The sequence below is a fragment of the Pseudomonas sp. 8_5_2 genome, from assembly GCF_059295255.1.
The window spans coordinates 3,014,162-3,027,493 of the sequence record NZ_CM181238.1; the positions used below are offsets into that span (position 1 = coordinate 3,014,162).

General features: G+C 62.0%; 10 protein-coding genes and 1 pseudogene. 5 read left to right on the forward strand and 6 right to left on the reverse strand.

What is annotated here, in order from left to right; translation table 11 throughout:
• Positions 1-20: 20 nt before the first annotated feature.
• Positions 21-1,028 carry a site-specific integrase gene (locus AC5O5R_RS13875; protein ID WP_172228767.1) on the forward strand — a complete coding sequence of 336 codons (1,008 nt, stop codon included), beginning with the start codon at positions 21-23 and terminating at the stop codon, positions 1,026-1,028.
• Here AC5O5R_RS13875 and AC5O5R_RS13880 read toward each other — a convergent pair.
• Positions 1,018-2,127, reverse strand: a complete 1,110-nt coding sequence (locus AC5O5R_RS13880; protein WP_256676235.1) for an SMP-30/gluconolactonase/LRE family protein — start codon at positions 2,125-2,127, stop codon at positions 1,018-1,020. The genes AC5O5R_RS13875 and AC5O5R_RS13880 overlap by 11 nt on opposite strands.
• Before the next feature lie 6 nt (positions 2,128-2,133).
• Positions 2,134-2,742 (reverse strand): annotated as a pseudogene (locus AC5O5R_RS13885) (SDR family NAD(P)-dependent oxidoreductase); the annotation flags it as partial.
• Positions 2,743-2,870: 128 nt separating this feature from the next.
• Here AC5O5R_RS13885 and AC5O5R_RS13890 point away from each other — a divergent pair.
• Together AC5O5R_RS13890 and AC5O5R_RS13895 are read left to right on the forward strand one after the other, a co-directional pair.
• Complete coding sequence (locus AC5O5R_RS13890; protein ID WP_172228763.1) at positions 2,871-3,767, forward strand: LysR substrate-binding domain-containing protein; 897 nt, start codon at positions 2,871-2,873, stop codon at positions 3,765-3,767.
• Between the two features lie 139 nt (positions 3,768-3,906).
• Positions 3,907-5,157, forward strand: a complete 1,251-nt coding sequence (locus AC5O5R_RS13895; RefSeq protein ID WP_494514460.1) for an IS256 family transposase — start codon at positions 3,907-3,909, stop codon at positions 5,155-5,157.
• Positions 5,158-5,349: 192 nt separating this feature from the next.
• On the opposite strand, the gene AC5O5R_RS13900 is transcribed toward AC5O5R_RS13895, so the two are convergent.
• The gene (locus AC5O5R_RS13900; protein ID WP_172227475.1) at positions 5,350-6,489 is read right to left on the reverse strand and encodes a glycerate kinase; all 1,140 of its coding nucleotides are present in this window, start codon (positions 6,487-6,489) and stop codon (positions 5,350-5,352) included.
• Between the two features lie 168 nt (positions 6,490-6,657).
• On the reverse strand, positions 6,658-7,755 hold the full coding sequence (locus AC5O5R_RS13905; RefSeq protein ID WP_172227473.1) for a sugar diacid recognition domain-containing protein: 1,098 nt from the start codon (positions 7,753-7,755) through the stop codon (positions 6,658-6,660).
• 164 nt (positions 7,756-7,919) lie between these two features.
• Between AC5O5R_RS13905 and AC5O5R_RS13910 the strand changes: the two genes are divergently transcribed.
• Positions 7,920-9,248, forward strand: a complete 1,329-nt coding sequence (locus tag AC5O5R_RS13910) for an MFS transporter (RefSeq protein WP_172227471.1) — start codon at positions 7,920-7,922, stop codon at positions 9,246-9,248.
• Between the two features lie 113 nt (positions 9,249-9,361).
• On the opposite strand, the gene AC5O5R_RS13915 is transcribed toward AC5O5R_RS13910, so the two are convergent.
• Entirely contained in the window at positions 9,362-10,210 is an 849-nt protein-coding gene (locus AC5O5R_RS13915; protein WP_172227469.1) for an RHS repeat-associated core domain-containing protein, read from the reverse strand.
• A 166-nt stretch (positions 10,211-10,376) separates the two neighbouring features.
• Between AC5O5R_RS13915 and AC5O5R_RS13920 the strand changes: the two genes are divergently transcribed.
• Positions 10,377-11,918, forward strand: coding sequence for an FAD-dependent oxidoreductase (locus AC5O5R_RS13920; protein WP_172227467.1), 1,542 nt, complete (start codon positions 10,377-10,379; stop codon positions 11,916-11,918).
• Positions 11,919-12,018: 100 nt separating this feature from the next.
• Here AC5O5R_RS13920 and AC5O5R_RS13925 read toward each other — a convergent pair whose 3' ends face one another.
• Positions 12,019-12,978 carry an RHS repeat-associated core domain-containing protein gene (locus AC5O5R_RS13925; RefSeq protein WP_172227465.1) on the reverse strand — a complete coding sequence of 320 codons (960 nt, stop codon included), beginning with the start codon at positions 12,976-12,978 and terminating at the stop codon, positions 12,019-12,021.
• Positions 12,979-13,332 lie beyond the last annotated feature (354 nt).

Sequence of the window (13,332 nt, forward strand, 5' to 3'; positions counted from 1 at the left end):
GCCTGCGCGACCCCGTTGGCATGCATTGCGCCCTGATACCGGGTATGGTGTGCCCATCACCCACCGACACCCGCACCATGACCGATATCGAGCGCTACCTGCGCGCCGCCACCCGTGACAATACCCGGCGCAGCTACCAGGCTGCCATCGAACACTTCGAAACCCACTGGGGCGGCTTCCTTCCGGCCACCGCTGAAAGCATTGCCCGCTACCTGGCCGACCACGCTGACCAGCATGCCGTCAGCACCCTGCGCCAGCGCCTGGCCGCGCTCAGCCAATGGCACGTCGCCCAGGGCTTTCCCGATCCGACCAAGGCGCCGCTGGTGCGTCAGGTGCTGCGTGGCATCCGCACCCTGCACCCGACACCGCCAAAACAGGCAGCCCCGCTGTTGCTGCAGCACCTGCAAACCGCCGTGGCCTGCTTTGAAGAGGAAGCCCGTGAGGCCCGTGAGCATCACGACCTGGCCGCCCTGCGCCGCGCCCGTCGCGACAGTGCGCTGCTGTTGCTGGGCTTCTGGCGCGGTTTTCGCGGCGATGAACTGGCGCGTCTGCGCATCGAACACATCCAGGCCGAAGCGGGTGTCGGCATCACCCTGTTCCTGCCACGCAGCAAGGGTGACCGCGAGGCCCTGGGCGTGCAGCACCGCACCCCTGCCCTCAAGGCCCTGTGCCCGGTCACTGCCTACCTGCAGTGGCTGGAGGTCGCCGGCATTGCCCACGGGCCGGTGTTCCGCAAGCTAGACCGCTGGGGCAACCTCGGCGACAGCGCACTCAACAGCAACAGCCTGGTCGGCCTGCTGCGGCGCATGCTGGAGCGCGCCGGGGTGCCGGCAGCGCTGTACACCGGCCACTCGCTGCGCCGTGGCTTTGCCACCTGGGCCACGGCCAATGGGTGGGAATTGAAGTCGCTGATGAGCTATGTGGGCTGGAAAGACGCAAAGTCTGCGCTGCGCTATATCGATTCGGCGCAACGCTTTGGTGAACTGGCCGTGTTACCGGCCAGTCAGGCCCAGGTGCTTATTCCTTGAAGCAGTGTCGGGCGACGCCGCCGATTTCCGGGCGGATAGCGTAGAGGTCGCCGGCGTCCGGATAATGGTGCAGGTCTTCGGCACTCATGTCGTAGCGCGCGGTGCTGATGTACAAGGTATTAAGCCCCGGGCCGCCGAAGCAGCAACTGGTGGGGCATGGCACCGGCATCAGCACCTGGTCGGTCAGGTGGCCTTGGCGGTCATAGCGCAGCAGGCAACTGCCATGGTACTGGCACACCCACAGGCCGCCTTCGCGATCCAGGGCGAGCCCGTCCGGGCGCCCCAGCTCGGCAGGGGTTTCGGCAAACAGCGTGACGGCGCCCAGCCGCCCTTCGGCCAGGTAGTCGGCGCAATAGATTGCGCGCGCCGCCGAATCGACGAAGTACACCGTGCGGCCGTCCTGCGACCAGGCAATACCGGTGGGCAACGCCATGTCGTCGTGGATCACCTGATCGCACAACTGCCCGTCAAAGCGAAACAACGCCCCGCTTTTGCCGCTGGGGGTTTCGTCCATCAAGCCAGTCACGAAACGCCCTTGCGGGTCGCATGCGCCATCGTTGAAACGGTAGGTCGGGCGGGGATGCACCGCCGCCGAATGCTGGCTCACCGTGCGCGACGGCACATTGAAGATGCCCACGCTGGCATCCTCGGTGAAAATCAGGTTGCCGTGGTCGGTCAACGCCAGGGCGCCGATGCGTGCGGCGGACTCGTACAGGCTCTCGACTTCGCCGTCGGCCGCCAACCGGTTGATCCGCCCGCCAGAAATATCAACGAAGTACAAAGTGCTGCTGTGCTCGTCCCACACCAGGCTTTCGCCCAGGTCGGCGCGGGTATTGGCGACCTTGACTGGCACATAGTTGCATTCCTTGATGCGGTTCCAGCGTTCGGCAACCTCGGCCAGGTTGCCCGCCTGCACACGGCCGAGGTCCCGAGGGTAGCTGACGCCGCTGTTCTCGTTGAAGCGTGTGGCGGTGAACTGGCCATTGCTGGCCCGCAGGATGTAGCCGGTGTCATGGCACAGCGCGCTGGCCAGGTACAGCACCCCGGGCGTGACCCACTCGGGTTTCAGCTCCTCCGGGGGTTGGGTAATGCCCCACATGCGAGTCTTCGCCACGGGTGAAATGGCATTGACCAGGATGCCGTGCTCCTGGCCCTCCATGCTCAGGGCATTCATGATGCCGACCTGGGCCATCTTGCCGGCAGCGTAGGCCACCAGGCCGGGCTGCGCATAGCGCTGGTACATGGCACGGTCCGAGGTGGTCAGCACCACGCGCGGGGCCGTGGAACGCTTCAGGTGGGCCCAGGCATGCTTGGCCAGCCACACGGGTGCCTGTACGTTGATGCCCAGCGCGCGCTGCAGAAAAGCGTCATCCTGCGCCTCGATGCGCTGGTAATCGACCCAGCCGGCGTTATGGATCAGGATATCCAGTGCACCGAAATGCTCGATGGCCAGCTCGACCAGTTGTTTGCATGCGTCTTCGTTTTCCAGCCGGCCGGTGTGACCGACAACCGCGAAGCCCTTGGCCCGCATGGCCGCCAGCGCGTGATCCAGGGCCCAGGTATCCTGCCCCTGCCCGGAACGATCGGTGCCCAGGTCACTGATCACCACCCTAGCGCCCCGTTCGGCCAGTGCCATGGCATAGGACAAGCCCAGGCCCTGTGCAGCGCCGGTGATCACCGCAACTTTGTCGTGGAAAGGGTCTGTAACGGGCATTTGCTGGGTACCTTCAAATCTCCTTTTTAAGATATCAACAAAAAAATCAATGGCTTAATATTAAAAGCATGCAAGTTCGATATCTGAAAGATATCACCGCCGGGTCAGCTGTACTGAAGGAATGCTGGATGATCGAGACACGTTTGCTGCGGCAGTTCATTGCCGTGGCCGAAGAGCTGCACTTTCACAAGGCGGCCGAGCGCCTGCACATGGCGCAACCGCCACTGAGCCAGGCGATTGGTCGACTTGAGGAAAAGCTCGGGTTCAAGCTGTTCCTGCGCAACAAGCGCGGGGTGCACCTGACCGCCGCCGGCACGGCATTTCTCGACACGGCTTACCGCACGTTGGCCGAGTTGGAACAGGGCATCGAGTACGCCCGCAATGTGTCTGCCGGGGTCAGCGGCAAGCTCGCCATCACTGCCATTTCCATCGCCTACTACGACTCGCTGCTCAACAGTTTGCGCCGCTACCGCGAGACCTACCCGAACGTGCAACTGACCATCCGCGAGATGCCGTCGGCCTCGCAGGCCAAGGCGCTGCTGGCCGGCGAGGCAGATGTCGGCTTCATGCGCAGGTTGCCGCTGCCGGCCGGAACCCTTGAGTCGCGACTGCTGCTTGACGAGCAGATCGTCATGGCGTTGCCCGCCCGTCATGCGAAGGCCCAGGAATACGACGTGGACCTGCGCGGGTTTGCCGATGAGGATTTCGTGTTCACCCCGCAAAACCTTGGCGGTGGCTATCACGCGCAGTTGATCGCGTTGTGCGAAGCGGCGGGTTTTTACCCCAAGGTGGTGCAGGAGGCTGCGCAGATTCACACGCTGCTTGGCTTGGTGGCCTGTGGGTTTGGCGTGGCACTGGTGCCGGCTTCGTTTGCCAGTTCCACGCCTGGCGAACGTGTGCAGTTTCGGCCGATCCGGGTTATCGGTAACCAGCCTGTGCCAGGGCTTGGGTTGTACATGAAATGGAGCGGGCAGAATGCATCGCCAGCGCTGGCCAACTTTATTGCCATGTTTGGAGAGTCTTGAGGTTATTGGTGGCAGGTTGGGCCAGCAGGGATCGCATCAGGGCTGACAGGTGCCTGCCGCTGCATTTGTAGCGCCAGGGAGATCGAGGAGGGTGTCAGAAATTTTGTGTTCGGGCATAACATGAGTAAGAGGTGCATGTATGCCAACCAAAAAAAAACCGCTCCGAGAGTTACCAAAGGTTCCGAAAGAGCTGCTGGAACAGTTTTCCGCTGTTCCGCTGATGACCGCAGAAGCCATCGAAGAAGCCTCTGCGGCATTCAAGAAGGCGCTGATAGAGCGAGCCTTGAATGCCGAACTGGGTCATCATCTGGGCTATCCACCGGGCGCGCAGCGCCCGGAGGATGAAACCAACCAGCGAAATGGGAAGAGCGGCAAAACGGTACTCACTGGTGATGGCCCGCTAAGGCTGGATATCCCTCGTGACCGGGATGGCAGCTTTTCGCCCATTTTGATCCCCAAACATGAGCGCCGTTACACCGGTTTTGACGACAAGATCATCGCCATGTATGCCCGCGGTATGACGGTCAGAGAAATCCGTGCCTTTCTCTCCGAGCAGTATGGAACAGAGGTCTCGCCCGACTTCATCAGTTCCGTGACCGACGAGGTCATGGAGGAGATTGGCGCGTGGCAACAGCGGCCTCTGGAACCGATGTATCCGGTCATTTTCTTTGATGCTCTGCGGGTCAAAATTCGCGAAGAAGGCTTGGTTCGCAATAAAGCGATCTACTTGGCACTGGGCGTTTTGCCAGATGGAACGCGCGATATTCTTGGCATCTGGATTGAGAACACCGAAGGTGCGAAGTTCTGGATGAAGGTGTTCAATGACCTCAGGACGCGCGGCGTCGAGGATGTGCTGATTGCCGTAACCGACGGCCTCAAAGGCATGCCGGAAGCGCTCAGTGCAGTATTTCCGGAGACGACACTGCAGACCTGCATCGTCCACCTGATCCGCAACAGCCTCGCTTATGCGGCCTGGGACAAGCGTCGAGCCTTGGCCAAGGCTCTCAAACCGATCTATCAGGCCATCAACGCCCAGGCGGCTGAACAGGCACTGGATGAGTTTGAAAGCGGGCCTTGGGGCACGCAATATCCAACAGTGGTGACTGCCTGGCGACGGGCGTGGGATCGAGTGATTCCGTTCTTTGCTTTCCCACCGGCCATCCGGAAGGTGATCTACACCACCAACGCCATCGAGAGTATCAACGCTCAGCTACGCAAGATCATCAAAACCCGCGGTCACTTCCCGAACGACGACGCGGCGACCAAACTGATCTGGCTGGGGCTGCGCAACATCACAGCGAACTGGGGGTCAGCGGCGCATGACTGGAAAAGTGCGATGAATCAATTTGCGATTCTGTACGGAGATCGGTTCATCAGGCCAACCTGGTGAAATCAAGGCCTGCCGGGCGGCAGGCCATTACCGGCCCGCACACAAAAAACCTGACACTCCCAGATCGCGCCGCCCGCGCGGCGCTCGATCTCACAGGCGCTGAATATACCAAGGCATACACCTGTCAGCCCTGATGCAACCTCCCAGAGGCCACCCCCCACATGACCTGCGCTCCCCACCGGGGCAATACCTTCAGACCCGCTTCGAACAACGCCACAACCGCCCGATATCACAAGCCCGTGCCTGCAACAGCTCCCCAGCATTGGCACACGCGTGCTCCAGGCTCATCGGCCCACTTGCCAGGGCAAAGGCCGCATCTATCCCATGGGCATACAGGGCCTGATAGCCCTTACCCAAGGTCCCGGCCAGTACCACCACCGGCACACCATGGCGCTTGGCAACCCGGGCTACCCCCATTGGCGTCTTGCCGCGCAAGGTCTGCGCATCGAAGCGCCCTTCGCCAGTCACCACCAGATCAGCGCCTTGTACCAGCGCATCGAGACCGGCCAGTTCAGCCACTACCTCTACCCCCGGGCGGAACTGTGCACCCATGAATGCCCGGGCCGCAAAACCCATGCCGCCGGCAGCACCGCAGCCAGGGTAGTCACGCATATCCTCGCCCAGCAGCTGCGCACAATGGTCGGCAAAATGCCCCAGGGCATGGTCGAGCGCATCAACCTGCTGCGGATTCGCACCCTTCTGTGGGCCGAAAATGGCCGATGCACCGTTGGCCCCACACAGTGGGTTATCGACGTCGGCAGCCACTTCAAACTGCACCTCGGCCAGGCGCGGGTCGAGGTCGCTGGCATCGATGCGGGCCAGCCTGGCCAAGGCCAGGCCGCCCTCTTCCAGCGTTTGCCCTTCGGCATCCAGCAGGCGCAAGCCCAGCGCCCGCAACATGCCGCTGCCGGCATCGTTGGTGGCGCTGCCGCCGATGGCCAGCACCACCCGCTGCGCGCCGGCGGCCAGGGCGGCGGCAATCAGCTCGCCGGTGCCCCAGGTGCTGCTGCGGCAGGCGTCGCGCTGGCTGGTTGGCACCAGCTGCAGGCCACTGGCCTGGGCCATTTCGATGATTGCCGTGCGGCTTTGCGGCAACCAGCCCCAGCCGGCTTCGACACTTTGCCCCTGCGGGCCGCGTACGGCCTGGCGGCGCAGTTCGCCGTGGCTGGCAGCAAGGATCGCCTCCATGGTGCCTTCCCCGCCATCGGCCATCGGGCACTCGACCAGCTCGGCCTGCGGCCAGGCCTCGGCCAGGCCGGCGGCGATGGCGCGGGCGACACCGGCAGCGTCGAGGCTGTCCTTGAACGAGTCGGGGGCAATGACGATTTTCATGGGGATTCTCCTGTCCTGATGAGCGGCATGCTGACAGTTGTGCGCCTGGGGGGCCTCGGTCAAATGCACAAAACGCGGGACGGGTTGTTTGGGCAGATGCATTTGTGCCTGCTTCGGGGCTATTTGCGGCAGGCCAGCTGCCGCCGACGCCCGCCGCAGCTCACCCCATCACCCAGCCGGCAACAACTGCAACCCCAGATACAAGCTGAGCATCCCTTCCATGCGCAACGGATCAACCTCGCCCAGTTCGGCAATCCGCTCTAGCCGGTAACGCAGGCTGTTGCGATGTATACCCAGGGCATCGGCACACGCCTGGCTCTGGCCGTCATGCGCGCACCAGGTGCGCAGGGTGGTCAGCAACTGGCCGCTGCCGTCCTTGGCGCGGATGCGCTGCAACGGTTCCAGCAGCTCATCTAGCGCATCATCGTTGCGGTGCCGCCACAACATGGCCGGCAACCGGTAGCGCTGCAGGCTGAGCAACCGTTCGCCGGGCAGTACCTCGCGCCCGTATGCCAGCAAGTCACGCACCCGGCGATAACCTCGGCGCAGTTGCTCCAGGCTCTGCGCAGCACTGCCCACGGCGAGCCGCTCCACTTCCCAGCCATGGCGTTGCAGGCGCTCGAGCAGGCGGGGCTCGTCCAGCGCCGCGCCGGCCGGGCGACACCACAGCAACGACTGGCGAGCCGGGCTGACACACCAACTGTCCGGGTAACGGCTCATCAACCATGCCGACAGCGCCTCGGCGGGAGGGCCCGAGGCCAGTTCAAAAAGGCACGGTACCCGCGGCAACTGGGGTTTCAGGCCCAGTTGCCGGGCTTCATCGAGCAGCCGTGGGGAGTCGCCGCTGCCGCCGAGCAACAGCGCCAGCAGGTCGTCACAGCGCTGCCGACGCCATTGCTGGTCGGCCTGCAAATGGCGCTGGGCCAGCAGCATTTCAGCGGTCATGCGCACCAGCTCGCCATAGGTACGCACCTGTTGCGGCTCACCAGTCAGGCCCAGTACACCCATCAGCCGGCCATCGAGCATCAGCGGCAGGTTCACCCCCGGCTGCACGCCCTTCAGGCATTTGGCCGCGTCGCTGTCCAGCTCGACGATCCTGCCGTTGGCCAACACCAGTTGCGCGCCTTCATGGCGGGTGTTGATGCGCTCCGGTTCGCCACTGCCCAGGATCAAGCCCTGGCTGTCCATCACGTTGACGTTGCACGGCAAGATAGCCATGGCCCGGTCAACGATATCCTGTGCCAGGTCATGGTCGAGTTCGAACATTGCAGGGTCCTTAGGGGTGTTAGGCTTTTGGGCCCGGGCACAGCAGGCTGGCCCAAGCGCTGTGCAAAAGCACAAAGACAGGTACGCCGCCGTCCCCGAGACTCGTCAGGGCGAGCGCCGAAACAGGCGACGCGGCGACAACCATAACAACAGAGAACCCGATCATGGCACACAGCCCCGCCCCTGACCAAGGCACGGACTCCACCCGCAACGCGCTGTACCGGCGCATCACCCTGCGGCTGATTCCGTTCATTTTCATCTGCTACCTGTTCAACTACCTTGACCGCGTCAACGTCGGCTTTGCCAAGCTGCAGATGCTCGACGCGCTGAAGTTCAGCGAAACGGTGTACGGCCTGGGGGCCGGCATCTTCTTCATCGGCTACGTGCTCTGCGGCTTGCCGAGCAACCTGGCGCTCAACCGCTTCGGACCGCGGCGCTGGATTGCGCTGATGATGATCGCCTGGGGCAGCCTCTCCACCTGCCTGCTGTTCGTCACCACGCCCACCGAGTTCTACACCCTGCGGCTGCTCACCGGCGCTGCCGAAGCCGGCTTCTTCCCGGGCGTGGTGCTGTACCTTTCGCGCTGGTTCCCGGCTGCCCGCCGTGGTCGCATCATGGCCCTGTTCATGTCGGCGATCCCGGTGTCCGGCCTGCTTGGCGGGCCGTTCTCGGGCTGGATCCTGCAGCACTTCGCTGCAGGCCAGCACGGCCTGGCCGGCTGGCAATGGATGTTCCTGATCCAGGGCCTGCCCACCGTTGCCCTTGGCATGCTGGCCGTGTTCCTGCTCAGCGACGGCTACCAGAAAGCCGCCTGGCTGAGCCCGGCAGAACGCCAGATGATCGCCAGCGACCTGCAGGCCGATGCCGCTGGCAAGCCCGGCACCAGCGGGGACCGCGTGCTGGCCGTGCTGACCAACCCGCTGATCTGGGCCTTCGGTTTCGTCTACTTCTGCATCCAGAGCGGCGTATACGCGATCAACTTCTGGCTGCCCTCGATCATCAAGAGCATGGGCTTCGACAACCCGCTGCTGATCGGCTGGCTCAGCGCCATCCCGTACCTGCTGGCCGGTGTGTTCATGATCCTCTGCGGGCGCTCGGCTGACCTGCGCAACGAGCGGCGCTGGCACCTGGTGGTGCCGATGCTGATGGGTGCCATCGGCCTGCTGATTGCGGTCAACTTCGCCGGCAACCCTGCCATCGCCATCCTCGGCCTGTCGATCGCCACCATGGGTGCCCTTACCGGCCTGCCGATGTTCTGGCCTATGCCCACTGCGCTGCTCAGCGCCGGTGCAGCGGTGGCGGGCCTGGCGATCATCAACTCGGTGGGCCAGATGGCCGGCTTCCTCAGCCCGTACCTGGTGGGGTTCATCAAGGACCAGACCGGTTCCACCGATGCCGCGCTGTACTCGCTGGCGGCGCTGATCGTGGTCGGTAGCCTGGTGGCCTTGCGCATCACCCGCGCGGGTGCGTTGAGCTCTGCAAAAGCCAGTTGAACTCATTCGGGGGTAAATCGGAGCGGCGGTGCGCAATTCGATTTACCCGCGAAGAGGTCCGCCCAGGCCACATAAAAGAACCATCCCCGCCGCTCGTCAGCCTGACATTATCGCTAAACGGTGCTGACCATTACCTCCAACAGCTCTTTAGTTGCCGGCATGTTCCGGAGGTTGCGCATTTCATCGGGCAGTTCAATGCGAACAATGCCCGATTCCCTTGCGCGTAGCATATTCACACCGAACATTTCCTGCGCCACCTCACTCGCAATCTGCGCGTAGCTGATGTTGTACTGCGAGATGTCTGCGAGTGTACGCTTCGAGGAGCTCCAGGCCTGCATCGCCCGCCCTGTCATGCCCGATGCTCCAGTGCCCAGCCGCGTCCCCGACGAAAACATCGAAGACAATGACGATTGCGCTTGCCAAGCCGCTACGATTCCGGTTGGCGTGCCCAGGATCACACTGGCCACCCCCGATACCGTTGCAATTGAATTGCCGGCGCGAGCCAGCTTAGGGTATTCGGGAATACGCGTGGGAAAGGCGAGGTACTGCTCTGCTGTCATGTTCAACTGCGCGGCATGAACTGACCTTTTGATAATGGGTGTAGCAACCTTGAGCCCTGACATGCCGGTGTTTATCAACCCAGTGAAGCCACTGAAGAACTGCTGCAGGGTACGCACAAAATCATGACCGCTTCTGTCGACATGGTTTACGGGGTCGTCCTGACAGTAGGCATAGCTGTTCAGTCCTCCTTTACCAAAGGGGCTAAATGAGTCAGCGCTGCAGAATCTCATCAAATTCGAACGATACAAGCGCTGGCCATTTCCAGGCAGATAGCCCCCCGTGGCAATGTCTCGCCACTCGCCGACAAAGCCCAAAGCAGCGTTGCTCCGCGAGTTGAACCCATACGCAGTGTGAGGCGTGGCGCCCATTACCGACTGTTGTATATCCACTGTGAGTAGCATGCCGGCTCCTGATAGCGGCGCTCAGTGAAAGGATGGGCAAACGCGGGGCATACTGAAACTGATAAAAATGCCAGTTGCACATACACCACTCCGATCGTCAGATAGGTGCACTTACTCCCGACCCCAGGCGTCAAATGGTTGCAAAGGCCCCCTTTGGAGAAGCCCGATGACCCAGCACGCCGTCGCCCGCCTGGCCCAGCTCGATCAACACCGTCCCCTACGCGTACAAGCCGGCAACGAAGAACTGATCCTGATCCGCCAAGGCGACCAGGTGCATGCCTACCAGGCCACCTGTCCGCATGCGGGCGCCCCGCTCGATGAAGGTGTGGTCTGCGCTGGCCTGCTGGTGTGCCCTTGGCACAAAGCTGCGTTCGCCGTTGACGACGGTGTGGTCTGCGAGCCACCTGCCCTGGCTGACCTGCGGCGTTACAAGGCCTGGGTGAAGGGCGACGAAGTCTGGGTCGAAGATCAACCCCTGCCCGTGATCGAGCCGCCCAGGCACAGCGATGCCCGCTGTTTCGTCGTGGTCGGCGCCGGTGCCGCCGGCAGCGCCGCAGTTGCCACCCTGCTGTCCCACGGCTTTGCGGGCCGGCTGCTGTGGATCGACCAGGAGCGCCAGCCAGCGTACGACCGCACCGCCCTGAGCAAATTCGTGATTGCCGGGGAGATGCCCGCCGACGAAGTGCCCGCATTGCTCGAAGCCGACGCCCTGCGCAAAGGCCATCTGGAACGCAAGCACGGCAAGGTGCGCACCCTGAACAGCCAAAAACGCCAACTCACCCTCGCCGACGGCCAGCAGTTCGACTATGACGCCTGCCTGCTGGCCACAGGTGGCAAAGCAATCCGCCCCGACATTCCGGGTGTCGACCTGCCTGGGGTATTCACCCTGCGCTCAAGGGAGGATGCCGCGCAGTTGCTCGACGCGGCCGAACCTGGCCAGCCAGTGGTGATCGTCGGCGACGGTTTCATCGGGCTGGAAGCCGCCTCGGCGCTGCGTAAGTACGGCGTACACGTACACGTGGTCACACGCCATGAAATCCCCCTGGCCAGGCAGTTGGGGGAGCGCATTGGCCGCAGCATCCGCGCGCTGCACGAACGTAAAGGCGTTACCTTTCATGGCCCCACCGAGGTCGAGCGGATCGAGGGCCAAGACAAGGTGGAAGCCGTGTTGCTGAGCAACGGTGAACGGTTGCAAACGTCACTGGTGCTACTGGGCACCGGGGTAAAGCCGGCCACCGGCTTCCTCCAGGGCGTGCCCCTGACCGAAGACAAATCGCTGCGGGTAGATACCGAAATGCGCGCCGCCGACCGTCTGTGGGCCGCAGGGGACATCGTGACCTTCCCGCTTGCGGGGCGGCCGGTGCGCATCGAGCACTGGCGCCTGGCCCAGCAGCAAGGGGTAATCGCCGCCGCCAATATGCTCGGCGAGCAGCGCCGCTACGCCGATGTGCCGTTCTTCTGGACATACCAGCATGGGCGCACTTACGAAGTGCTGGGGCATGCGCGGGACTGGGATCGTATTGAATTTGTCGGTGAGCCGGAGGAAGGCGACTTCATTGCGTTGCAATGCGTTGGTGATCAGGTTGAGGCAGTGGTAGCAAGGGGGTATTCAGATGCCATGGCCATGCTGTCTCTGCTAATGAAGCGTTCCCTGAGCCTGAAAGACGCGCTTGAACGGATTGGCGAACCTTTCCATTGTTCTCGTTAAGACGATTTATAGTTGTTGGCTCAGCTCTCGCCCCCCCCAAGTTCACAACCCATTCTAACGAGCACACTTGAGTCGATTCAAAACGTTCGAAGCAGGCTCATTAGCGCCTTACAAGATTTCTGGCGTAATAGAAAGCGTCATGCATATATTTTCTATTCAGTACATAAACCAAACCGACTCCCGCTGTTACACCAAATACTGCCGCCACTCCACGGGCGGCAGGACTATTCCCCAAAGCTTCTGCAGCGGTAATTTGAACTACGTATTGCGTTGCATAAGCAACCGGTAGCTTCAGCAGGAATTTTCTGGTTTCGGCCGACATTATCCGGGATGAAGATTCGACGCCTGCCGTGCGCACTGTAGCGGGGCTTGAAGTGCTGCCACTGCCTGCAAGAGAGGAATGAGTAGAGGTTGCCTCAGTGCTTGATGCAGCTATCTGCCTGGTAGCTTGGCTGGGCAGGGGCTCTGACTGCTGATCCAGAGTGGGGGCGGAGGGTCGCAAAGGGTTCATTTCCACATCGACATCCTGTGGTTGAGCGCGACGTCCGAAAGTTCGAGTTAGAAAATTTCTAATTCGCTCCCAGAACCGTCCGCCAGGATCATTTCGATTCACGGGATCAGATTGGCAATAGCTATATCCATTGATCCCGCCCTTCCCGAATGGAGACAGCGCGTCCGGCTGATTGAAGCGCATCGTGCGCGGATTAAAATCACGCTGCCCGTTGCCAAGAGGATAATTCCCCGTGGCCTTGTCGCGACGCTGGCCCACGAATGTTACCAACGTCGTCGGTTCTTGTGATTTTGAAAACCCGTAAGGGGTGTAAATTTGAAAATCGGCCGTTCGGCTGTTTTTCATGATCGTATTTGCTTGGTCACATTGCAGCGCTGAAATGATCTGGTCGTGGATGTTTAACTGTGCGCACGCGATCGAAGCGCCCCAAACCACGCGTGCGCTTGCGCCCCCAATGGTGGTAGACGTACGCCTACCTTGGTAGAAATAGAGTTCCCGTTGCTTTGCCGGCATGATGCTGGAGCTCCAGAGTTTGATGCTCAGGATCATCGGCGATCGCGCTGCAACCTGCTACTGGCAAAAATGTCAGGTTGTCCGATCTGAATTGCTTATCGCGCATGGCGTATCAAGCATTGGCGCCTGGCCCAGCAGCACGGGGTAATCGCTGCCGCCAATGCTGTACCGAACCAGTGAGGCCTGTGCCAATCGTGCGCGACCGCCTTGTCGTACCAACTCGATATCAAGGCAGGCGCCAAGGGGCCGAGCGCCTCGGCCTCAGGAATAATTGGCCCGAAACAGATTGTAGGAGCAGCCTTGTGCTGCGAAGCGCCGCGCGGGCGGCGCTCGATCTCACAGGCGCTGAAATATTGTGGCAAGCACCTGTGAGCCCCCACGCGCGCCCTG

What these genes read in the sequence shown, in the direction of transcription:
- AC5O5R_RS13875 (WP_172228767.1), top strand. Translation starts at nt 21, where the DNA reads ATGCATTGCGCCCTGATACCGGGTATGGTGTGCCCATCACCCACCGAC.
- AC5O5R_RS13880 (WP_256676235.1), bottom strand. Translation starts at nt 2,127, where the DNA reads ATGTGGGGCATTACCCAACCCCCGGAGGAGCTGAAACCCGAGTGGGTC.
- AC5O5R_RS13890 (WP_172228763.1), top strand. Translation starts at nt 2,871, where the DNA reads ATGATCGAGACACGTTTGCTGCGGCAGTTCATTGCCGTGGCCGAAGAG.
- AC5O5R_RS13895 (WP_494514460.1), top strand. Translation starts at nt 3,907, where the DNA reads ATGCCAACCAAAAAAAAACCGCTCCGAGAGTTACCAAAGGTTCCGAAA.
- AC5O5R_RS13900 (WP_172227475.1), bottom strand. Translation starts at nt 6,489, where the DNA reads ATGAAAATCGTCATTGCCCCCGACTCGTTCAAGGACAGCCTCGACGCT.
- AC5O5R_RS13905 (WP_172227473.1), bottom strand. Translation starts at nt 7,755, where the DNA reads ATGTTCGAACTCGACCATGACCTGGCACAGGATATCGTTGACCGGGCC.
- AC5O5R_RS13910 (WP_172227471.1), top strand. Translation starts at nt 7,920, where the DNA reads ATGGCACACAGCCCCGCCCCTGACCAAGGCACGGACTCCACCCGCAAC.
- AC5O5R_RS13915 (WP_172227469.1), bottom strand. Translation starts at nt 10,210, where the DNA reads ATGCTACTCACAGTGGATATACAACAGTCGGTAATGGGCGCCACGCCT.
- AC5O5R_RS13920 (WP_172227467.1), top strand. Translation starts at nt 10,377, where the DNA reads ATGACCCAGCACGCCGTCGCCCGCCTGGCCCAGCTCGATCAACACCGT.
- AC5O5R_RS13925 (WP_172227465.1), bottom strand. Translation starts at nt 12,978, where the DNA reads ATGATCCTGAGCATCAAACTCTGGAGCTCCAGCATCATGCCGGCAAAG.